Source organism: Streptomyces sp. NPDC096013 (assembly GCF_044763565.1).
Taxonomy (GTDB): Bacteria; Actinomycetota; Actinomycetes; order Streptomycetales; family Streptomycetaceae; genus Streptomyces.
This window is the reverse complement of record NZ_JBIWGK010000001.1, coordinates 989939-1012751: the sequence shown is the minus strand read 5'-3', so window position 1 is coordinate 1012751 and position 22813 is coordinate 989939. Positions and strand designations below refer to the sequence as shown.

The window sequence follows — 22813 nt, the reverse complement described above, 5'->3', positions numbered from 1 at the left end:
TCATGTCCTGGAGGAAACCGATGGCGCAGGTCGAGGCGACTACCGAGCGGGTCGTCGCAGCCGACGCGGAGGCGGTCTTCGACGCCCTCGCCGACTACAGCGGCACGCGCGCGAAGGTGCTGCCCGAGCAGTTCAGCGAGTACGAGGTGCGCGAGGGCGGCGACGGCGAGGGCACCCTCGTCCACTGGAAGCTCCAGGCCACCAGCAAGCGCGTCCGCGACTGCCTCCTGGAGGTCACCGAGCCGACCGACGGCGAGCTGGTCGAGAAGGACCGCAACTCCACCATGGTCACCACCTGGCGGGTCACCCCGGCCGGCGAGGGCAACTCCCGCGTCGTCGTGACCAGCACGTGGAACGGCGCCGGCGGCATCGGCGGCTTCTTCGAGCGGACCTTCGCCCCCAAGGGCCTCGGCCGGATCTACGACCTGGTCCTCGCCCGGCTCGCCGCCGAGGTCGAGAAGTAGGCCGATCAAGCGGGGCGGGCCTCAAAGTCCGGCTCCCCAGGGCGTGTTGACGCCCGCGCTCGCCCCTCACCGGTTCGAGTGGATCTCCGTTCGAGCCGGGCGTACGCCGTAACTCGTCACGCTTGCTCGCAGTTGTCGCCTAAAGCGGGAATTGTGCGGCAGGCGCGACGAGGGGAGCGGTACGTGGGCGGGACGACTCTGGTGCAGGACGAGCGGGTCCCGGCGCCCCCGGAGACACCGGTCCCCGTCCCCGTCGAGAAGGCCGAACTCGGCCCGCGCCGCGTGCGGTTGGTGTTCCTCGGCCTGATGCTCGCGCTGCTGCTGGCCGCCCTCGACCAGATGATCGTCGCCACCGCGCTCCCGAAGATCGTCGGCGAACTGCACGGCCTGGACAAGATGTCCTGGGCGATCACCGCCTACCTCCTCACCTCCACGGTCGGCCTGCCGGTCTACGGCAAACTCGGCGACCTCGTCGGCCGCAAGAGCGTGTTCCAGTTCGCGATCGGTGTCTTCGTCATCGGCTCCGCGCTCTCCGGCCGCGCCCAGTCGATGGACCAGCTCATCGCGTTCCGCGCGGTGCAGGGCATCGGCGCCGGCGGACTCATGATCGGCGTACAGGCGATCATCGCGGACATCGTGCCGCCCCGGGAACGCGGCCGGTTCATGGGCCTGATCGGCGCCACCTTCGGACTCGCCTCCGTGGCGGGCCCGTTGCTCGGCGGCTACTTCACGGACCACCTCTCCTGGAGGTGGTGCTTCTACATCAACGTGCCGTTCGGCGTGGTCACGTTCGCCGTCGTGACGGTCGTCCTCAGACTGCCGAAGCCCACCGTCAAGGCGCGCCTCGACTTCCTCGGCGCGCCGCTGCTCGCCGCCGCCTCCACCTGCCTGGTGCTGCTGACCAGTTGGGGCGGGACCGAGTACGCGTGGGGCTCGCGCGTCATCCTCGGGCTGGGCGCGGGGGCGGTGGCCGCCGCGTCCCTCTTCCTCGTCGCCGAGCGCTTCGCGCCCGAACCCCTCATCCCGCTACGGCTGTTCAAGGACGCCGTCTTCAACATCACCGCCCTCGTGGGCCTGGTGATCGGCGTCGCGCTGTTCGGGGCGGCCAGCTATCTGCCGACCTTCCTCCAGATGGTCGACGGGGCCAGCGCCACCGAGTCGGGACTGCTGATGCTGCCGATGATGGGCGGCATCGTCGGCGCGTCCATCATCTCCGGTCAACTCATCAGCCACACCGGCCGCTACAAGATCTACCCCGTCCTCGGCAGCGCCCTCGCCACCCTCGGCATGTGGCTGCTCTCCCGGCTGGAGGTCGACACCTCCCGGCTGCAATACAGCATCTGGATGGCCGTCCTCGGCGCCGGCATCGGCATGGTGATGCCCGTCCTGGTCCTCGCCGTGCAGAACTCCGTACGGCCCGCCGACCTCGGCACCGCCACCAGCGCCAACAACTACTTCCGGCAGATCGGCGGCAGCGTCGGCGCCGCCATCTTCGGCACCCTGTTCGCCGACCGGCTCACCGACGCGCTGCGCGTCCGCATCCCCGCGGGCAGCGGCCTGCCCGACCCCGAGTCCATCACCCCGCAGCTCGTCCACACGCTGCCCCCCGCCCTGCGCGACGGCTACATCCAGGCGTACGCCGACGCCATGCCGCGGATCTTCCTCTACCTGGTGCCGGTGCTCGCCCTCGGCCTGCTCATCGCGATCTTCCTCAAGGAGAAACCCCTGGTGTCCCACAACGCCCCCGCCGAGACCTCCGAGGCCGCGCCCCTCAACTCCCCGATCCCGCAGGCCCTCCCCCAGCCTTCGGCCGGGGGGACCCCCATCTCGCTCCGCTCGTCTTACGCCGCCGGAATCCCCGTCTGCGGCACGGTGCAGCACCCCGACGGGACCGTCGTGCCCCGGGCCGCGCTGACCCTCATCGACGTCTCGGGACAGCAGATCGGGCGCGGCGCCAGCGGCGCGGACGGGCGGTACGCGCTGTCGACGCCCGGCTCCGGGTCCTACGTCCTGATCGCGGCGGCCGGCGGGCACCAGCCGCAGGCGGTGTCCGTGACCGTCGGCGAGCGGCCCGTCGAGCTCGACGTCGTCCTCGGCGGCGCCGGACGCCTCGCCGGGAGCGTGCTGACCGCGGACGGCACCCCGGTGCGGGAGGCCGCCGTGACGCTCACCAACGTGCACGGCGAGGTCGTCGCCAGCACCCGCAGCGGGCGCGAAGGGGGCTATGTCATCAGCGAGCTGGTGGCCGGCGAGTACACCCTCGCGGCCAGCGCGCCCGCGTTCCGCCCGGCCGCGCTCCCCGTCAGCGTCCAGGCGTCCCGGGAGACCCGCCAGGACGTCGAGCTCGCCGGCGGTGCCGTGCTGCGCGGCACCGTCAGGGCGAGCGGCGGGCGGCCCGTCGAGGACGCGCGCGTGACGCTCCTCGACGCGGCGGGCAACGTCGTCGACACCCTCACCACGGGCCCGGACGGCACGTTCCGCTTCGTCGACCTGTCCTCCGGCGAGTACACGGTGATCGCCGCCGGGTACCCGCCCGTGGCCACCGTGCTCCAAGTGGCGGGCGGGGGACGCACCGAGCGCGATCTCCAGCTCGGCCACGAGGACTGAGCACCGCGCGGGGGCGCGCGCCGGTGCGACGGGTCGGAACCAATTCCGGGAATGCCACACATCGCCACCGGCCGCCCCCGTAGCGTGGTCGGTGGCGGCACAGATCTTCCGGAGCCGTGGGGAGAGAGGGCCTGGGCCATGGACCGTGGCACTGAGCGGGAGACACCTCCCGGCCGCGGGGCCGGGGACGACGTGGTGCTGGAACACACCGCGGCGGGCCGCGTCCCGCTGGCCGTGATCCTGGTCGACCGCGCCGGCCTCGTCTCCCACTGGAGCCGAGGCGCCCGGCGCCTCTTCGGCGTCACCAGGGAAGAGGCCATCGGCCAGGCCGCCGTCGACCTGCTCCCCGTCTCCGGCGCGCTGCCCGACGACGAGGACACCGGCCCCCAGGGCGTGTTCGCCTCCTACGACGGCCTCGGGCCCGACCTGGAGTCCTCCCTCGACGGACATCTGTCCTACCCTGCCGCGGGCCGCGCCCGCCTCACCGTGCCCGAGCCAAGCGAGATGGGGGTCCAACCGCCCGAAGAGTGGGGGAGGGGCCGCGTGGACGTCCTGTGGTGGGCCTACCCCCTGGTCGGCCCCGGACAGGAACGGCTCCTCGTGCTCGCCGCCGACGCGGGCGGCCTGCGCCAGGACCTCCCCGGCACGGACGGCGCCTTCGAGCGCGTCGCCCCCGGCTTCGCCCTGCACACGGACTTCCCCGGCGCCGACGAACTCGCCCGCAGGCTCCCCGAGATCCTGCCCAGCATGAGCGTCGGCGAGAGCGCCCGCATCGTCGGGCAGGTCCTCGAACTCGGCTACCCCGTGCTGGAGTTCAGCCAGAACGAACGGGTTCCGGTGACCCCGGACTGGGGCGTCGCCCGCCGCGCCGAGCGCAGGGCCCGCCGCGAGCGCGCCGCCCTCGCCGCCGCCGAGGGACATCCGCTCCCTGAGGACGTCGCCGACGAGGGCGAGGACCTCGAATACGCCGCCGTACGCGACCGGTTGGAGTTCCTGAACGAGGTCAGCGGACGCATCGGCACCTCGCTCGACCTCGCCCAGACCATCATCGAGGTCAGCAAGGCCGTCGTCCCCAAGTTCACGGACGTCGCGGGCACTTACCTCCGAGAACAGGTCGTCGCCGGCGAAGGGTTCCCGGACGGCGTGCCCGACACCACCACCATGTGGCACCGGGTCGCCCTGGAACACACCGACGAACCCGGCCGCTGGGACGACGTCGTCCCCGTCGGCGAGGCCATGCCGTTCCCGGCGCACACCCCGTTCTTCCAGTGCATGACCAGCGGCGACCCCGTCCTCGTGCCGCGCATCAGCGAGCAGATGGGGCACATGATCGCCTCGCAGTTCGAGAAGCGCGACATCAGGCCGCTGATCACCGGCCGCTCCATGCTCGTCGTCCCGCTCAAGGCCCGCAACGTCGTCCTCGGCTTCATGATCCTGCTGCGCCACCCGGAGCGCGTCGAGTTCAACGACATGGACCGCGTCACCGGCGCCGAACTCGCCGCCCGCGCGGGCCTGGTGCTCGACAACGCGCGCATGTACACCTACCAGGAGTCCGTCGCCGAGACCCTCCAGGACAGCATGCTGCCGCACATCCCGCCGCGCATGGCGGGCTGCGACATCGCCACCCGCTATCTGCCGGGCACCCTGCTCGGCCGGGTCGGCGGCGACTGGTTCGACTCGGTGAAACTCCCCGGCGCCCGCACCGCGCTCGTCGTCGGCGACGTCATGGGCCACGGCCTCAACTCGGCGGCGATGATGGGCCAGTTGCGCACCGCCGTACAGACCATGGCCGCCCTGGACCTCCCGCCCGCCCAACTCCTGCGCAACCTCGACGACCTGGCCCAGCGCCTCGGCGACTCGTACCTCGCGACCTGCCTCTACGTCGTCTACGACCCGATCGCCGGCGAACTCCACCTCGCCAACGCGGGCCACATCCCGCCGGTGATCGTGCACGCCGGGGACGGCCGCAGCGAACTGCTCGACCTGCCCACGGGTGCGCCCATCGGCGTCGGCGGGGTGCCCTTCGAGGCGATCAGCGTCCGGGTGGAGCCCGGCGACCGGCTCGTGATGTGCACCGACGGCCTCGTCGAGGTGCGCGGCGAGGACATCGGCGTAGGACTCGCGACCCTGTCCGAGTCGGCCGCGCATCCGGCCGCCTCCATGGACGACGCCTGCGACACGATCATCCGCTCCCTCAACACCCGCGGCGGCCGCAAGGACGACGTCGCGCTCCTGATGGCCCGCCTCAACGGCATCGAGCCGGACGACGTCGCCGAGTGGCGGCTCACCCTCGACCCGGTCGAGGCGGCCCGCGCCCGCGCGGCGGTCGGCGAACAGCTCCACGAGTGGGGCCTCGGCCGACTCGCCGACACCGCCGCCCTGTTGGCGGGCGAACTGGTCACCAACGCCGTACGGCACTCCCGCGGCCGGGGGATCACGCTGCGTCTGGTGCGCGGCGACACCCTGCTGTGCGAGGTGGACGACGACGACCCCACCCTGCCGTCCCTGCTCGCCGCCGGCCCCGACGCCGAGTTCGGCCGCGGCCTGCACGTCGTCGGTGTCCTCGCCCGCGAATGGGGCGCCAGCCGTACGGCCACGGGCAAGACCGTCTGGTTCGAACTCACCCTGCCCCGCCGCTGAATCGCAGGTGACCCGGGGGCGTGTACGGGGCGCACACCGGCGTACACGGATCGAATGAGCGGTGAAGGTATGCGCCGTGTGCTTGTGAGCGGGACCGGGGCGCGATAGACCGTACTGGCCCGTCACTTATGGCGGAACGGCCTCGCATCCTGGGGAGTTGGGCATGAGCGTGTCGAGTCGGTACCGGGAGGCCTGGGAGGGTTTCTGGCGCGAGGCGCCCGACGGACAGGGGGCCGTCTTCTGGGACGCGGCCCCGGCACAGACCGTAGGGCTCCATCTCGCCCTGTTCGAACCGAAGTTGCGCGACCCCGGTCTTCAGATGATCGACCTGGGCTGCGGCAACGGCACCCAGACCCGCTTCCTCGCCGACCGGTTCACCCATGTCGTCGGCGCCGACCTGTCCGCCGCCGCCGTCGACCACGCCCGGCAGGCCGACCCGGCCGGACAGGCCACGTACCGGGTGCTGGACGCCACCGACAAGACCGACGTCGAGGCGCTGCACGCCGAACTCGGGGACGCCAACGTCTACATGAGGGGCGTCCTGCACCAGGCCGACCCCGACGACCGGCAGCCGCTGGTCGACGGAGTCGCCACGCTGGTGGGAGAGCGCGGCCATGTCTTCCTCGTCGAACTCGCCGAGGCCGCCCGCCCGGTCCTCGGCGCACTGGCCCAGGACCCGGCGGGACCGCCGCCGAAACTCGCCCCGGTCTTCCGCCACGGCATCGCGCCCGGCGAGGTCGCCGACGCGGCGGTGCCCGAGTATCTGCGCGCGGCCGGTCTCACCATCCTGGCGAGCGGCGAACTCCCGCTGCTCACCACCGAGTTCAGGGCCGACGGTGCCCGCATCGAACTGCCGTCCAAGTGGCACATCGCGGGCCGCGCGAGCTGAGGGCCGCACACCTCCCGGCGCGGGTCCCCTTGCGCGGAGCCCGTGCCGGTGTGGTGCGATGCCCTGGGCGTGCCACCATCCGGCGTCCGCGCGGGTCCGGGACGGCCCGCACGCCGTCACCGTCAGGGGGAACAGACATGCCACGACCGCCGGGTGGTCATGGGCCGGGCTTCGAGGTCAGACGCCAGAAGATCATTGACACCGCCGCCTCCCTCTTCGCGCGGCAGGGCTACGCGGCGACCTCCATCAACGACCTGGGCCGCGCGGTCGGGCTCGCCAAGGGCGCCCTGTACTACTACATCGGCTCCAAGGAGAACCTGCTCATCGAGATCCAGTCCCGGGTGCTCGACCCGCTGCTGGCCCGCGCCCGGGAGATCGCGGCTCTCGACGAGACAGCGCTGCTGCGGCTGCGCCTGCTGTCCGAGTCGCTGCTGACGATGATCTTCCGCAGGCTCGACCACGTCTGGGTCTACGAGCACGACTACCGCAGCCTCGGCGGTGCCGAGTTGGAGACGGTGCTGCGCCAACGCGCCGACTTCGAGCTGCTGATCACCGGCCTGCTCACGGAGGCGGTCGAGGCGGGCACCCTGCGTGCGGTCGAACCGCGCCTGGCCACCCGCCAGTTCCTCAATCTGCACAACCACACCTACCAGTGGGTGCGGCCGGACGGCAGCTGGGACGCCGCGTTCCTGTCGGGGGAGTACTGCTCGACGCTGTTCCGCGGTTTCGCCGCGTCCGTCGCCGAACTCCCGGACGTCGAGGCCCTGGCCGCCGAGTTCAAGCGGTCCAGGCCCGACCTGCCCCTCGACCCCGAGACGGCCTGGGAAGCGCTCCCCGTCGCGGGCTGAGGGGCCCGCGCACGCTCAACGGGGCGGCGCGGGCCGCACCGTGAGGATCTGGAGCGCGTGCCCGACCGGGCCGTGGACGTCGTGCAGCACGGTGCTGGTCAGGCCCTGCCCGGTGGGCCCGAAGGTGACCGTCGTGTCCAGCCCGGTCCAGTCGCCCTCGGGTTGGCGGTGCAGGTGCACGGTGAGGTCGACGTTCGGGTAGATCCACGCGGTCGGCGGCTGCCGTACGGCGATGCCGTTCGCGGTGTCGACGAGTGCGAGATAGGAGGCGAGCGGGCTGGTGGGCTCACCGGCGACCAGGGCGTGCCGGGTGGAGACCCAGGCGGTCGTACGGCCCGGCCGGGGCGGTGCGAGCGGCCGTACGTCCAGGGAGGCGATGTAGCCGCCGGGCCACAGCGCGCTCATCTCCCAGGGCGCCAGCTCCTCAGGACGGGTGAGGAGTTCGCCGCTGCCGCCCGCGACGGCGGAGGTGTCGGCCGCGGCGAGGAACCAGGCGCGGGCCCGGACCACCGGCCGGCCGGCGACCAGGACCACGGCCTCGACCAGTTCGATCGTGCGGCCGGGCCGGACGACGTCCACCCGGATCTCGCACTCGTCGAGGGCGAGCCGGCCCAGGATGTCGTAGCCGACCCGCGCCATCACCAGCCCTTCGCCCGGCCGCCGCGCCGCCACCTGGCGCTCGATGGCGTGGACGACGAGCCCGCCGAGCGGACTGAAGTGCAGCTCGTCCGGGTCCCAGGCGCCGCCCGCGTGGGCCGTGGGCTTGTAGCGGTGCTCGTCGATGCGCTCGTAGTAGCTGTCGGGGACCGGGGTTCCGGGGTTCAACGGACTTCTCTCCCAAGGCTGTTCTCGCCGTGTGCGCGGTGTTCCGGTGACCACTCTGCCACCGTGCGGAAAGGTCCATACCGGACGCGTCAAGTGATGGAGGAACACGGCGAGTCGGGGGCGGGCTTGCGGTCGGGTCCTGAACGGATGCTCCGCCGTGGGGGTCGGCAGTGCCGAACTGCCGCTGATTCGGCTTCAGTTGTTGACGGCGGGCAGGGGCGGGACTACAACCCGGGGAGAGCGCTCCCGACCCCGCTGAGGAGACCCCCCATGCAGCTGTCCGCCAGACCTCCGACCGGAGCCGTACGCCCGCGTACCGCCCTCGGTCTCGTCGTCGTCCTGATCCTCGCCTGCTTCGCCGCCCTGAGCCCCACGCCCGCCCGGGCCGCCGACCAACTCCTGTCCCAGGGACGGCCCGCCGCCGCGTCCTCGACCGAGAGCGGGGCCTTCCCCGCGAGCGCGGCCGTCGACGGCGACACCGGCACCCGCTGGTCCTCCGCCTTCGCCGACCCGCAGTGGCTGCGCGTCGACCTCGGCTCGGTCCAGCAGATCTCCCGCGTCTCGCTGAACTGGGAGGCCGCGTACGCCACCGGCTACCAGATCCAGACCTCCACCGACGCCACCAACTGGACCACCGTCTACTCCACCACGACCGCCACCGGCGGCACCCAGAACCTCACCGTCACCGGCAGCGGCCGCTATGTCCGCGTCTACGGCACCGCCCGCGCCACCCCCTACGGCTACTCCCTCTGGGAGTTCCAGGTCTACGGCCCCGGCAGCACCACCCCGCCCGACGACTTCTGGGGCAGCACCAGTGACATCCCGGCGGCCCACAACGCCGTCGAGGTGAAGATCCTCAACCGCACCAACGGCAAGTACCCCGACAGCCAGGTCTACTGGAGCTTCAACGGGCAGACGCACTCCATCGCCGAGCAGCCGTACCTCGACATGCCCGCCAACTCCGCGGGCCGCATGTACTTCTACCTGGGGTCGCCCACCAGCTCCTACTACGACTTCATCGAGTTCACGGTCGGCGGCAACGTCTTCAACGGCAACACCACCCGCGTCGACGCCTTCGGCCTCAAGCTCGCCATGCGCCTGCACAGCAAGGACGGGTACGACACCGAGGTCGGCGAGAACCGGGCGACCTTCGCCGAGGACCGCGCGACCACCTTCCAGCGGTTCACCGACGCGGTGCCGAGCCAGTTCAAGGTGCTGGCCCAGACCCAGGCGCCGTACCGGATCATCGCGCCCGGCAGCGACCCGAGCTTCCGCGCGGGCGGCGCCAACGCCGGCTACTTCACGTCCTACGCCCAGTCGGTGGGTGTGAACGCGGCGACCTCCGACATCTTCGGGTGCGCGGGCTCGCTGGCCGGCGACCCCACCATGTGCGCGGCCCTCAACCGCCATGTGGCCACCCTGCCGGCCTCGCAGCAGTCCGACCCGGCGCAGTTCTACAAGGCGGCCCCCGCCAACTACTACGCCAAGTTCTGGCACGACAACGCCATCAACCAGCTTGCCTACGGCTTCCCCTACGACGATGTCGCGGGCCAGTCCTCGTTCATCTCGCACGCCGACCCGCAGTGGCTCCTGGTCGCCGTCGGCTGGTAGGCACGCAAGCACGGCGAAACGGGGCCGCCCCTGTCAGGTGGGGCGGCCCCGCTTCATGGGGTGACGGCCGGCGCTACTGCACGTTGATCGTGAAGGTGGACGTGGTGTTGCGGATGTCCTGCGCGTTGCCGCTCATCCGCAGGTTGACGAAGGTGGCGGAACCCACGGCGGGTCCCTGACCGGGTTCGGGCAGTTCGTTGGCCCAGATGCCCCAGCCGGACTTGGCGTCGAACGCGTCTCCGCTCTTCTTGGAGTTGGTGATGGAGATGTCGGTGAAGATCGTGTCCTTCACCGGGAACTGCGGTTGGCCGCCGACGTAGTTGGTCTGGAACATCACTCCGCCGTACGTGGAGTTGTCGATGTCGACGTCGTTGACCCGGATGCCCTGGAAGACCTTCGAGGCCGAGAACGCCCAGATGGCGGGGAAGACCTGGGAGCCCCAGAAGTGGCCGCCCGTCCTGTCCAGGGAGACGTTCTCGATCGTCGTCGGATCGGTCCCGAAGCCGTTCATCGGGTAGCCGAAGTCCAGCGAGGAGATCGTGATGCCGGAGTAGACCAGGGTGTCGGCGACCCGGATGTTGCGGAAGGTGTTGGCGTAGCCGCCGTAGACCGCGATGCCGGCCGCACGCCAGGTGAGTGTCGATGTCAGGTTCTCGTAGAGGTTGTTCTTCTCGTCGGCGCCGCCCGCGTCGATCGCCGAGAAGAGCGCGAAGCTGTCGTCGCCCGTGGCACGGGCGTCGTTGTTGACGACGTGGTTGTCCGTGGAGCCGTTCGTCATGTTGATGCCGTCGGCGAACGTGTCACGGATGCGGGAGTTCTTGATGGTCACGCTGTCGGTGTTGGCGCCCCAGTACATGCACACCATGTGCTCGACCCAGATGTTGTCGATGGTGATGTTGGAGACGTTGGAGAAGTCGAAGACCTTGCCGGGGCCGTCGATACGGGACGTGTAGTTGCCGAAGTAGGCGAAGCCGGTGAAGGAGGAGCCGTTGGCGGTGGCTTCGGCCCGGATGCCGATGTCGGTGTTCTCCTGCGAGGCGGGGGCGTGGAAGCGGGTGAACCACGGCCCGGCCCCGACGACCTTGACCGCCTTGCCGTAGACCTGGAGCTTGCTGGAGGTCTCGTAGTCGCCGGCGGGCAGGTAGACGCCGACGAGCTTGCCCGTGGTGTCCATGCGGACCGCGTCGAGCGCGTTCTGCACGTCCTGCTGGGAGAAGCCGGCCGGGACCGCGTAGGCGGCCGGGTCCGGGTTCGGAGTCGCCGTCGCCTGCTCGGTGTTGATGAAGTCGATCGCGTACGTGGAGGAGTTGGCCGCGTCCTTCTGCAACCGGATCTTGGAACCCGCCGGAACCGTCCGGCCCAGCAGGAGGTTCGCCTCGTCGTAGATGTGGCGCTGGGCTCCGGCGCTCGGGGAGTTGCCGGGGGCGGTCTCGCTGCCGTACAGCCAGGCGTACTTGGAGGTCAGGTCGATGGCCTTGAGGAACTGGCCGTCGACGTAGACGTCGAGGGTCGAGTCGGTGCCGTCGGGGATGGAGAAGCGGGTGACGAGGGTGTTCGTCGCCGCGCGGGTGGTCCACTCGACGTACTGGCCGGTCGAGTTGAGGGTCACCGCCCTGCGGCCGCTCGCCTCCCCGGCGATGTCGCCGACGGTGCGGTTCGGGCCGACGACCTGGGCGCCGCCGCCCACCGTGCCGTCCTCGGCCTCGTACATGTCGTACGGCATGTCGGCGCCGCGGCCGACGAACAGGGGCTGCGCGGTGGTGTTGTTGGTCCGCTTGACCGGGAGTTCGTTGGTGTCGTCGGCGATGACCGTCTTGACGCTGAACTTGCCGTTGACGGCCGTCCAGGTGCCGAGGCTCACCGGCGCGGTCGTCTGGCCGGCCGCGATGGTGCCGTTGTAGGAGCCGGTGAGGGTCTTGACGGTGTTGCCGTTGCCGTCCAGGACGGTGAGCGTGACGCCGTGGACGCCGGAGGCCGAGGCGACCGTGCCCTGGTTCTTGATCGCCACGGTGAACGTGACGTTGTCGCCCGCCGAGGGGCTGGACGGGGTCCAGGCGACCGGTGCGGCGACCAGGTCGGAGCTGGAGACCGGCTTGACCACGAGCGCGTCGGGGGCGGTGTAGACGTTGTTGCCCTCGTTCTGCTCGATCACCTTGTTCGACGGGTCCACCTCGGCGCCGAGCGGGTAACTGCCCGCGTCCCGTGCGCCGATGCTCGCCGTGACCGTCGCCGACGCGCCCGCCGCCAGGGCCGGGACGTCCGCCGTGGCGGCCTTGGTGCCGCCCAGTGTGAAGTTCAGGTCGGTGGCCTTGGACGCCTTGCTGCCGCTGTTGGTGACGGTCGCCGTCAGGCTGATGGCGTCCGACTCGACCGGGGCCGCGGGCGTGTGGGTGATGCCGGTGACCTTCAGATCCGGGTTGGCGGCCGGGGTGCCGATCACCTGGAACTCGGCGACCTGCGCGCCCGGGGCACCGGTGTTGGAGGCGAACTTGAGCTGGACGTCGGCGGCAGCGCCGGAGACTGGGATGGTCACCGTGTTGCCGGTCGACGGATTGAACGTGTAGTCCTTCGCGGCCGCCAGACTCGTGAACGCGGTCGCGTCCTGGTCACGGCCCAGCACCTGGATGTTCTGCGTGCGCGTCGACCACGCGGCATCCGGGTTCAGCTTCACGACGACCTGACCGAGGTCGGCGTTCGCACCCAGCCTGGTGGTGAGCGTGGCCGGGTACGCGCCGCCCCCGCTCTCCCAGTACGTGCTCACCTGACCGTCGTTGGCGTTCGCCGCGACATAGGTGAAGGTGTACGAGGAGGCATCGATCGGCTTGCCACGGGCGAGGTCGGAACCACCGCCGGAACCGGCCCGGGTGACGCTGTTGCTCGCCACCGACACGTTCCCCGCGGCGTCCTTCGCCTTCACGTAGTAGGTGACCGTCGCCGTCGCCGACGGGGTGTCCGTGTACGAAGTGACGTCACCGGCAAGGGATTTGACGACCTGGTCGTTGGCGTAGACGTCGTACCCGGTGACCTTGACGTTGTCGCTCGACGCCTGCCAGGTCAGCTTCACGTCGCTGCCGGACTGCGTGTAGGCGAGATTGCCGGGCGCCGTCGGGGCCTGGGTGTCGCCGCTCGCCCCCTTGCGGGTCACGCTGTTGCTGTTGGCGGAGACGTTTCCCGCCGCGTCCTTGGCCCGCACGAAGTACGTGATGTCGCTGCCGGCCGGCTGGGTGTCCGTGTAGGTCAGCACGTTCCCGGCGACGCTCGACCTCAACTGCCCGTTGGCGTAGACGTCGTAGCCCGTCACGGCCGTGTCGTCGGTGGCCGCGCTCCAGGTCAGTTTGATCTGCCCGGTGGCCGGTTCGGTGTAGCTCAGGTTCGTCGGCGCGGTGGGTGCCTGGGTGTCACCGGTGGCCGGTCCGTAGACCTCCAGCTCGGACAACTGCCCCGCGGGCCAGCCGGTGTTCGCCGTGATCAGCACGCGTACGTAGCGCGTGGTCGTCGCGTCGAAGGAGATCGTCGTCGACTGGCCGGTGGAGCTGTCGAAGGTGTACGCCTTCGACGCCGTCAGGTCGCCGAAGTTCTGGTTGTCGGTCGAGCCCTGGATCTTGAGGGTCTCGCTGCGGCTCGGCCAGTTGCCGGGCAGCCGCAGCGTCACCTGGTTGACCTTGACCGACGAGCCCAGATCGACCTGGAGCCACTGCGGGAAGGCGTTGTTGGTGCTCTCCCAGTAGGTGTCGCGGTTGCCGTCACCGGCGTTGGCCGCGCCGTACACATCGGCGTGCCCGCTCTCGCTGAAGGGCCTGCCCTGGGCGAGGTTGGGGGTGGAGGCGGTGGTGGTGAGGACCTGCATCTCGCCCAACTGGGCTGTTCCGGCGACCGAGTTGGCGCTGAAGTCGGCCCGTACGTACCGGGCGAGGGTCGGCGGCACCGAGATCTTCACGGTGTTGCCGTCGCCGGGGCCGAAGACGTACTGCGCCGAGGACTTGAGCGTGGCGAAGCTCTTGCCGTCGTCGCTGCCCTGGAGCGCCAGCGTCTGCTTGCGGGTCCCCCAGCCCTCGGGCAGCCGCAGCACGACCTGCCGGACGCGCCTGCTCCTGCCGAGGTCGGTCTGCACCCACTGGGCCGACTTCTTCCCGGCCTGCCAGTAGGTGTCGGTGTCGCCGTCGGTGATGTTGGTGGCCTTGTGCGTGCCGCGGGTGCTGCCCGCGGTGGTCCTGGCGTCCGCGGCGACGTCGGGGCCGCCGGCCGCGTGGGCGCTCACGGCGGGCAGCCCCAGCACCATCACGGCGGAGGCGAGCGCGGCGATCACCGCGCTCCGTCCGGGGGATCTCTGCTTGTGTCGTGCCGGTCGGTTCATACGGGGTCACTTCCTGCGGAGGCTCGCGCGCCGGTAGGGCGGCGAGGGCGGCTCGTTCCTGGGGGAGTGGTGCAGGAGCAGAAAGGTGCGAGGTGACGTGGTGCGTGCTGCCCCTGAGAGGCAGTTTTTTGCGTTGTTTCATCGAAATATTGCAGAGCGATGGGAGAGGGTCTACAGCTGGAACAGCGCAATATTCACCAGAAGCGCTCATCACCCTTGAGTGGTGCCAGGGTTGGCTTGCGCGTACTTGCGGCTGCTGAACGAAAGCGAACGCAAGTCACGCAATTTCTTGCGTGATTCTACGTTGTTCCATTCCGCACCGCTTCTTCCTGGCGGATTTTGCGCCGACGCGTAACGTGATGCCCCATGAAGATCCTCATCAGCGCCGACATGGAGGGTGCGACCGGCGTCACCTGGCCGGCCGACGTGTTGCCGGGAACACCGCAGTGGGAGCGGTGCCGTGCGATGTTCACCTCGGACGTGAACGCGGCCGTCCTCGGCTTCTACGACGGCGGCGCCGACGAGGTGCTCGTCAACGAGGCCCACTGGACGATGCGCAACCTCCTGCTCGAACAGCTCGACGAGCGCACCGAGATGCTCACCGGACGCCACAAGTCCCTCTCGATGGTGGAGGGCGTGCAGCACGGCGACGTCGACGGCATCGCGTTCGTCGGCTACCACGCGGGCGCCGGCATGGAGGGCGTCCTCGCCCACACCTACCTCGCCAACTCCATCACCGGCGTGTGGCTCAACGACGTCCGTGCCAGCGAGGGCCTCCTCAACGCGCATGTCGTCGCCGAGTACGGGGTACCGGTGGTCCTTGTCACGGGTGACGACGTGGCCTGCGAGGACGCCCTCGGGTACGCGCCCGGGGCGCTGAAGGTGGCCGTCAAGGACCATGTGTCGCGGTACGCGGCCGTGTGCCGGACCCCGGCCAGGACGGCCGCCGACATCCGCGGGGCGGCGAAGGAGGCGGCGAAACTGGCGATCCGTCAGGAACCGGTGCGGGGCGGCCCGTTCACCGTCGCCCTGGAGTTCGACGCCGAACACCTGGCGATGGCCGCCACGGTGGTCCCCGGCGTCGCGCGGACCGGGGAGCGGAAGGTGGCGTACACCCACGACACCATGTACGACGGCATCCGGACCTTCAAGGCGGTCACCACGATCGTCTCGGCCGCGGTGGAGGAGCAGTATGGCTGACATCGACGAGCGGGCCCTGGCCGAGGTCGTGACGTTCACCTCGGACCTGATCCGCATCGACACGACCAACCGGGGCGGCGGCGACTGCCAGGAGAGACCCGCGGCCGAGTACGCCGCCGGGCAACTGGCCGGTGCCGGGCTCGAACCCACCCTCCTGGAACGGTCCAGGGGCCGCACCAACGTCGTCGCCCGCATCGAGGGCACCGACCCCTCGGCGGACGCACTGCTCGTGCACGGTCACCTGGACGTCGTGCCGGCGCAGGCCGACGAGTGGAGCGTGCACCCCTTCTCCGGGGAGGTCCGCGACGGCGTCGTCTGGGGGCGCGGCGCGGTCGACATGAAGAACATGGACGCGATGATCCTCGCCGTCGTCCGCGCCTGGGCCCGCCTGGGCGTACGGCCGCGACGCGACCTCGTGATCGCGTTCACCGCCGACGAGGAGGCCAGCGCCGAGGACGGCTCCGGATTCCTCGCCGACCGGCACGCCGGGCTCTTCGAGGGCTGCACCGAAGGCATCAGCGAATCGGGCGCGTTCACCTTCCACGACGGCTCCGGCCGGCAGATCTACCCCATCGCCGCCGGTGAACGCGGCACCGGCTGGCTGAAGTTGACCGCCCACGGCCGCGCGGGCCACGGCTCCAAGGTCAACCACGAGAACGCCGTCACGCGCCTCGCCGCCGCCATCACCCGCATCGGCGAACACGAGTGGCCGCTCCGGCTCACCCCGACCGTCCGCGCGGCCCTCACCGAACTCGCCGCCCTGTACGGCATCGACGCCGGCCTCGACGACGTCGACGGACTCCTCGCCAAGCTCGGCCCGGCAGCGAAACTCGTCGAGCCCACCGTCCGCAACAGCGCCAACCCGACCATGCTGAACGCCGGTTACAAGGTCAACGTGATCCCGGGCGAGGCCACGGCCTTCGTCGACGGACGCTATCTCCCGGGCGGCGAGGACGAGTTCCGCACCACCCTGGACCGGCTCACCGGACCGGACGTCGACTGGGAGTTCCACCACCGCGAAGTGGCCCTCCAGGCACCGCTCGACTCCCCGACCTACGCCCATATGCGCGCCGCCGTCGAGGAGTTCGCCCCCGAGGGCCATGTGGTGCCGTACTGCATGTCCGGCGGCACGGACGCCAAGCAGTTCTCACGGCTCGGCATCACCGGCTACGGATTCGCACCGCTGAAGCTCCCCGAGGGCTTCGACTACCAGGCACTGTTCCACGGAGTCGACGAACGTGTCCCCGTCGAGGCACTCCACTTCGGCGTCCGTGTCCTGGACCGCTTCCTGAGGACGGCCTAGCCAGTGGGGGAGAACGTGCAGACCTTGGCCTACGGTTCGTGGCCGTCGCCCATCGACGCGGCCCTCGCCGCCGCGCACGACGGACACCCCGAGTACGTCGGCTTCGTCGGCGACGAGGCATGGTGGACCGAACCACGGCCCACCGAGGGTGGCCGCCGCACCCTGGTGCGCCGCCGCGCGGACGGCTCCGAGGAGTCGGTGCTGCCCGCGCCGTGGAACGTCCGAAGCCGCGTCATCGAGTACGGCGGACAGCCCTGGGCCGGCACCGTCCAGGACGGTCAACCCCTCGTGGTCTTCGTGAACTTCGCCGACCAGCGCCTGTACCGCCACGCCCCCGGGAGCGAGCCGCGCCCGCTCACCCCCGTCTCCCTCGTGGGCGGCGGACTCCGCTGGGCGGAACCGCAGGTGCGCCAAGACCTGGGTGAAGTGTGGTGCGTGCTGGAGGAGTTCACCGGCGAGGCCCCCGGCGATGTGCGGCGCGTCCTGGCCGCCGTACCGCTGGACGGCTCCGCCGCCGAGGACCGGCGGGCCGTGCGTGAACTCACCGACGACCGGCACCGGTTCGTGTCCGGGCCGCGTGTCTCGCCCGATGGTCGGCAGGCAGCCTGGCTCGCCTGGGAGCATCCCCGGATGCCGTGGGACGGCACCGAGCTGCTGCTCGCCGAGGTCGCGGACGACGGCACGTTCGGGACGCCCCGGACCGTCGCCGGCGGGCCCGACGAGTCGATCGCCCAGGTCGACTGGGCCTTCGACGGCTCGCTGCTCTACGCCAGTGACCGCACCGGCTGGTGGAACCTCTACCGGGACCACCAGCCGCTCTGCGCCCGCGAGGAGGAGTTCGCCGGGCCGCTGTGGAAGCTCGGCCAGCGCTGGTTCGCGCCCCTGGAGGGCGGGCTGATCGCCGTCGTGCACGGCCGGGGCGCCACCGCGCTCGGCGTCCTGGACCCCGAGACCGGCGAGGTCGTCGACGCGGCCGGACCCTGGACCGAGTTCGCGTCCACCCTCGCGGTGAACGGCGAGCGGATCGTCGGCGTCGGGGCCAGCCCGCGCAGTGCCTTCGAGGTCGTCGAACTCGACACCCGCACCGGCAGGGCACGGGTGACCGGCGCCGCCCACGACGACCCGGTGGACCCCGCGCACTACCCCGAACCGCAGATCCGCACCTTCACCGGCCCCGCCGGACGGGACATCCACGCCCACATCTACCCGCCCCACAACCCGAGTTGGGCCGCACCCGGCGACGAACTGCCGCCGTACGTCATCTGGGCGCACGGCGGACCCACCAGCCGGTCCCCGCTCGTCCTCGACCTGGAGATCGCCTACTTCACCTCCCGCGGCATCGGTGTCGCCGAGGTCAACTACGGCGGCTCGACCGGGTACGGCCGCGAGTACCGCAACCGGCTGCGCGAGCAGTGGGGCGTCGTCGACGTCGAGGACTGCGCGGCCGTCGCGCAGGCCCTGGCCGACGAAGGCACCGCCGACCGCGCCCGGCTGGCGATCCGCGGCGGCAGCGCGGGCGGCTGGACCAGCGCCGCGTCCCTCGTCACCACCGATGTCTACGCCTGCGGCACGATCATCTATCCCGTTCTGGACCTGGCCAACTGGGCCACGGGGGAGACCCACGACTTCGAGTCCCGGTACCTGGAGAGCCTGGTCGGCCCCCTCGCCGAGGTGCCCGCCCGCTATGCCGAGCGCTCACCCGTGGAACACGCCGACCGCGTCACCGCGCCGTTCCTGCTGATGCAGGGGCTGGCCGACGTGATCTGTCCGCCCGTCCAGTGCGAACGGTTCCTGGAGCGGATGCGCGGACGCCAGGTCCCGCACGCCTACCTCGCGTTCGAGGGCGAGGGCCACGGCTTCCGCCGCGCCGACACCATGATCCGCGCCCTGGAGGCCGAACTCTCCCTCTACGCCCAGGCCTTCGGCATCGACCCGCCCGGCGTCCCCACCCTGGAGCTCACCAAGTGACCCCGCTCGTCCGCCCGTTCCGACTCGCCCCCGGCGCCCGCGTGGCCGTCGTCGCACCCAGCGGACCGGTGTCCGAGGACCGGCTTCAGGCAGGACTCGACATCCTGCGCGGCTGGGACCTCGACCCCGTCGTGGCACCCCATGTGCTCGACCGGCACGGTGAGTTGGGCTACCTCGCGGGCACGGACGCCGACCGCGCCGCCGATCTCCAGAACGCCTGGTGCGACCCGACCGTGTCCGCCGTGATGTGCGCCCGCGGCGGCTACGGCGTGCAGCGCATGGTCGACCTGCTCGACTGGGAGGCGATGCGGGCCGCCGGGCCGAAGGTGTTCGTCGGCTTCAGCGACCCCACCGTGCTCCAGCAGGCGTTCGCCACCCGGCTGGGACTGGTCACGCTGTACGGGCCCGTCGCCTCGGGCGCCGACTTCGTCAAGAACGCCCGCGCGCAGGAGCACTTGAGGGCGACCCTCTTCGACCCCGAGTCCGTGCGGACCATCCGGGCCGTCCCCACAGGCGGCGGCGCGCTGGTGCCGGGGCGGGCCCGGGGTGTCACGCTCGGCGGGTGCCTGGCCCTGCTCGCCTCCGACCTCGGCACCCCGCACGCGGCGGCCGGTGCGCGGGGCGGGCTGCTGATGATCGAGGACGTCGGCGAACAGGCGTTCCGCGTCGACCGGATGCTGACCCAACTCCTGCGCAGCGGCTGGCTGGACGGCGTCGCGGGCATCGTCCTCGGATCGTGGGACCGCTGCGGACCGTACGAGCACCTGCGCCCGGTGCTCGTCGACCGGCTCGGTGGACTCGGCGTCCCCGTGGTGGAGGAGTTCGGGTTCGGCCACTGCGACGGGGCGCTGACGATACCCCTCGGTGTGAGCGCCGAACTCGACGCGGACGCGGGCACGTTGACGCTGGACGAGCCCGCTCTGCGCCAGCCGCCCGCTTGTTGAATTCCTGTCAGGAAACACCCTTCACGGTGATTGACCTGGTCTGACACGTGTCACACCATGGGCGTGGGCCGGTACTTACCAGTCGGTAAGTCGCCGTTCCCTCAGTGGGGTTGTCCTCAGTGTGGAGGTCCCTGTGTCCCGTCGTGCGCCCGGAATCCGCGCCGCGCTGGCTCTCACTCTCACCGCCCCGCTCGCCCTCACCGCCCCCCTCGCTCTCGGTACCCCCGCGTCGCCCGCCGGCCAGTACACCGTCACCGCACTGAAGTTCACCGTCCCCGCGGGCGGCCGTGACTGCACGGTCGACGCCGATCTGTACCGGCCCGCGGGCGTCGACCACGCCCACCCGGCGCCCGCCGTCCTGGCCACCAACGGCTTCGGCGGCAGCAAGTCGGACGGTTCCACCGACTCCATCGGCAGGGCCTTCGCGCGGCGCGGCTATGTCGTGCTCGTCTACTCCGGGCTCGGCTTCGGGAAGTCCGGGTGTCTCGTCTCGCTCGACGACCCGGGCATCGACGGCCGGGCCGCGTCCGGGCTGATCGACTTCCTGGCGGGGACCCGGGCCGCCGCCGACGGCACCAGGGCCGACTTCGTGACGCCCGACGCGCAGGGCGACCCGCGCGTCGGGATGATCGGCGGCTCGTACGGCGGCGCGATCCAGCTCGCGACGGCGGCCGTGGACCACCGGGTGGACGCGCTCGTCCCCATGATCACCTGGCACGACCTGGCGTACTCCCTCGACCCCAACAACGCGGTGGGGCAAGGGAGTCGAGAGATGCCCGGCGCCTTCAAACGGCAGTGGACCAACGCCTTCTACCTGATCGGCGAGACCCAGCCGCTGACCGTGCCGGGCCTCGACCCGACCCGGATCAACTCCCTGTCCTGCGTGCACTTCGTCAGCAGGGCCTGCGCCATAATCCGCACCCTGAACTCCGGGAGCTATCCCGCCGGGGCGACGGCGGACCTGCTCGCGTACGCGCGCGGCGTCTCACCGGTGACGTATCTGAAGCAGGTCAAGGCGCCGACCCTCCTCGTCCAGGGACAGGCCGACACTCTGTTCAACCTCAACGAGGCGACCGCGACGTACAAGGCGCTGACCGCGCAGGGCACGACCGCCAAGATGATCTGGCAGTCCTGGGGACACAGCGGCGGGATGACCGACCCGGCCGCCGGTGAACTCGACCTGGCCAAGGGTGACGTGGAGTCGAGCTACGTCGGCCGGCGCATCCTGGCCTGGTTCGACCGCTATCTGCTCAAGCGGACGGACACCGACACAGGACCGGCCTTCGCCTACTACCGCGACTGGATCACGAACCCCGCCGACACCTACGCCACCGCCGGCCAACTCCCCGCACCCGACCAGAAGTTCTACCTCTCCGGCGACGGCAAGCTCGTCGACGACCGCGCGAAAGTGGCGCGCGGCAGCCGTACCTACGCCAACCGGCTCGTCCCCACAAGCCATTCGGAGAACTCGCTGAGCGGCACGATCGGCCTGCCGGACCCGGGACCGTACGACACGCCGGGCACCGGCCTCGGCTGGACCAGCGCACCCCTGACCCGCACCACGGACGTCGTCGGCGCCCCCAAGGCGACGCTCAGGGTCGACTCCCCGACGGCACGGCGGCGTCAGAACTCCGGCGACGCCGCCGACAACCTCGTCCTCTTCGCCAAGCTCTACGACGTCGCCCCCGGCGGGACCACCACCCTGGTCCACCGGTTGATCGCCCCGGTCCGCGTGCCGGACGTCACGAAGAGCTTCGCGGTGACGCTGCCGGGGATCGTGCACCGGTACGAGAAGGGGCACCGGCTGCGGTTCGTGATCGCGGCGAGCGACGACGCGTACACCGGGAACCGGGGCATCAAGCCGGTCACCGTCGTCAGCTCGCCCGGCGACACCGGGGTGCTGGAGCTGCCCGTGGTCGGAGACTGAGCCGGCCGGGCCGCACCGGTCGACCGCCCCGGCCACCCGGGGGGCACCCCTTCACCGTGCGTGATGGTGGATTCGGGCTCACCCTGGAGGCATGAGCCCGAAGACCACCGAGAGCGGCGGCAGGACCGGCCGGCCGGAACGGGTGCTGACACCCGCCCGGATCACGGTTCTGCTGCTCGCCGTCCTGGCCCTGATCTTCATCTTCGAGAACACCCGCGCCACCAAGATCCGGCTGCTGATCCCCGAGGTCACCATGCCGCTGTGGATGGCCCTGCTGGGCACGGCGGTCATCGGCGCCCTGTGCGGGTGGTATTTCATGCGACGCCGCCGTTAGGCCGGAACTAAGGTGACGGGATGCCGCACACCGCATCCCGCTACCTCGCCGAGGGCCCCCGCGTGGGCATCCGTCACTTCACGTACGACGACGGAGCCGAGTTCACCGAGCGGGCCAGGCAGAGCAAGGACCTGCACCAGCCCTGGCTGTTCCCGCCGGTCGGCGAGGACGCGTACACCGCCTACGCGCGGCGGCTGATCCAGGACCCCACCAAGGCCGGGTTCCTCGTGTGCGAGGTGGACGGCGGCGGCATCGCCGGGTTCATCAACATCAACAACATCGTCGAGGGCGGCTTCCAGTGCGGCGCCCTGGGCTACGGCGCCTTCGCGCACGCGGCCGGGCGCGGGCTGATGCGCGAGGGCATGAACCTCGTGGTGGGACACGCCTTCGGGCCGATGCGGCTGCACCGCCTGGAGATCAACGTGCAGCCCACCAACCTTCCGTCGATCGCCCTCGCTCGCAGCTGCGGCTTCCGCCTCGAAGGGTTCTCGCCGGCCATGATCTACATCGACGGCGCGTGGCGGGACCACGAGCGCTGGGCGATCACCGCCGAGATGCGGACTTCCGGTTGACCTTCATCGTGTCCAGATCCGTGACCGTCGACCTCAGGTCGCGGAAGCCGTAGCCGAGGCCCTTCAGCGCGGTCTCCGCGCGGTCCTCCGCGAGCGCCGCCGCCATCTCGTCGCCGTCCGCCGCGTCCGACACCACCACATACCGCCACGAGAAGTGCTTGAGCGGCGACGGCTCGTAACTGAGCGAGCCCTCCTCGGTGAAGCGCATGCTCGGCATCCCGTGCTCGGAGGCCTCGCCGAGCAGCCGCTCCCGCGCCTCGTCGGTCAGCGCGTCCCAGGTGCCCCGGACGATCACCCGGTACGTGTGCTGCTCGCCCATCAGCCGTT

16 protein-coding genes are annotated in these 22813 nt (G+C 70.9%); 13 read left to right on the top strand and 3 right to left on the bottom strand.

Annotated elements, in window-relative coordinates; all coding sequences use genetic code 11:
• The first annotated feature begins 20 nt into the window (after positions 1-20).
• From ACIRB1_RS04405 to ACIRB1_RS04385, 5 genes are all read left to right on the top strand, one after another.
• Positions 21-464, top strand: a complete 444-nt coding sequence (locus ACIRB1_RS04405; RefSeq protein ID WP_352177566.1) for an SRPBCC family protein — start codon at positions 21-23, stop codon at positions 462-464.
• A 183-nt stretch (positions 465-647) separates the two neighbouring features.
• Positions 648-3071 carry an MFS transporter gene (locus ACIRB1_RS04400; RefSeq protein WP_403464517.1) on the top strand — a complete coding sequence of 808 codons (2424 nt, stop codon included), beginning with the start codon at positions 648-650 and terminating at the stop codon, positions 3069-3071.
• 138 nt (positions 3072-3209) lie between these two features.
• Positions 3210-5711: a SpoIIE family protein phosphatase gene (locus ACIRB1_RS04395; protein WP_403464516.1), complete on the top strand. Its 2502-nt coding sequence runs from the start codon at positions 3210-3212 to the stop codon at positions 5709-5711.
• Positions 5712-5874: 163 nt separating this feature from the next.
• Complete coding sequence (locus ACIRB1_RS04390) at positions 5875-6600, top strand: class I SAM-dependent methyltransferase (protein ID WP_352177563.1); 726 nt, start codon at positions 5875-5877, stop codon at positions 6598-6600.
• A gap of 137 nt (positions 6601-6737) precedes the next feature.
• On the top strand, positions 6738-7448 hold the full coding sequence (locus ACIRB1_RS04385) for a TetR family transcriptional regulator (protein WP_352177562.1): 711 nt from the start codon (positions 6738-6740) through the stop codon (positions 7446-7448).
• A gap of 15 nt (positions 7449-7463) precedes the next feature.
• Here ACIRB1_RS04385 and ACIRB1_RS04380 read toward each other — a convergent pair whose 3' ends face one another.
• Positions 7464-8273, bottom strand: coding sequence for a thioesterase family protein (locus ACIRB1_RS04380; protein WP_403464515.1), 810 nt, complete (start codon positions 8271-8273; stop codon positions 7464-7466).
• Between the two features lie 270 nt (positions 8274-8543).
• On the opposite strand from ACIRB1_RS04380, the gene ACIRB1_RS04375 reads away from it, so the two are divergent.
• Positions 8544-9884, top strand: a complete 1341-nt coding sequence (locus ACIRB1_RS04375) for a beta-1,3-glucanase family protein (RefSeq protein WP_403464514.1) — start codon at positions 8544-8546, stop codon at positions 9882-9884.
• A 73-nt stretch (positions 9885-9957) separates the two neighbouring features.
• Here the strand turns inward: ACIRB1_RS04375 and ACIRB1_RS04370 are convergent, their stop codons facing one another.
• Positions 9958-14238 carry a discoidin domain-containing protein gene (locus ACIRB1_RS04370; protein ID WP_403464513.1) on the bottom strand — a complete coding sequence of 1427 codons (4281 nt, stop codon included), beginning with the start codon at positions 14236-14238 and terminating at the stop codon, positions 9958-9960.
• 366 nt (positions 14239-14604) lie between these two features.
• Between ACIRB1_RS04370 and ACIRB1_RS04365 the strand changes: the two genes are divergently transcribed.
• The 7 genes from ACIRB1_RS04365 to ACIRB1_RS04335 all read left to right on the top strand — a co-directional run bounded on the left by ACIRB1_RS04365 (position 14605) and on the right by ACIRB1_RS04335 (position 22486).
• Complete coding sequence (locus tag ACIRB1_RS04365; RefSeq protein ID WP_352177559.1) at positions 14605-15438, top strand: M55 family metallopeptidase; 834 nt, start codon at positions 14605-14607, stop codon at positions 15436-15438.
• A complete protein-coding gene (locus ACIRB1_RS04360) occupies positions 15431-16741 on the top strand; it encodes a M20/M25/M40 family metallo-hydrolase (RefSeq protein WP_403464512.1) in 1311 nt (436 codons plus the stop codon). The genes ACIRB1_RS04365 and ACIRB1_RS04360 overlap by 8 nt, the downstream gene beginning before the upstream one ends.
• Before the next feature lie 15 nt (positions 16742-16756).
• The gene (locus ACIRB1_RS04355) at positions 16757-18709 is read left to right on the top strand and encodes a prolyl oligopeptidase family serine peptidase (protein ID WP_403464899.1); all 1953 of its coding nucleotides are present in this window, start codon (positions 16757-16759) and stop codon (positions 18707-18709) included.
• Positions 18706-19653 carry an LD-carboxypeptidase gene (locus ACIRB1_RS04350; protein WP_403464511.1) on the top strand — a complete coding sequence of 316 codons (948 nt, stop codon included), beginning with the start codon at positions 18706-18708 and terminating at the stop codon, positions 19651-19653. The genes ACIRB1_RS04355 and ACIRB1_RS04350 overlap by 4 nt, the downstream gene beginning before the upstream one ends.
• A gap of 133 nt (positions 19654-19786) precedes the next feature.
• A complete protein-coding gene (locus tag ACIRB1_RS04345) occupies positions 19787-21580 on the top strand; it encodes a CocE/NonD family hydrolase (protein ID WP_403464510.1) in 1794 nt (597 codons plus the stop codon).
• A 91-nt stretch (positions 21581-21671) separates the two neighbouring features.
• A complete protein-coding gene (locus ACIRB1_RS04340; protein ID WP_352177554.1) occupies positions 21672-21914 on the top strand; it encodes a LapA family protein in 243 nt (80 codons plus the stop codon).
• Positions 21915-21934: 20 nt separating this feature from the next.
• Positions 21935-22486, top strand: coding sequence for a GNAT family protein (locus tag ACIRB1_RS04335; RefSeq protein WP_352177553.1), 552 nt, complete (start codon positions 21935-21937; stop codon positions 22484-22486).
• Here the strand turns inward: ACIRB1_RS04335 and ACIRB1_RS04330 are convergent.
• A complete protein-coding gene (locus ACIRB1_RS04330) occupies positions 22458-22805 on the bottom strand; it encodes a DUF6204 family protein (protein WP_352177552.1) in 348 nt (115 codons plus the stop codon). The genes ACIRB1_RS04335 and ACIRB1_RS04330 overlap by 29 nt on opposite strands.
• Between the last annotated feature and the right edge of the window lie 8 nt (positions 22806-22813).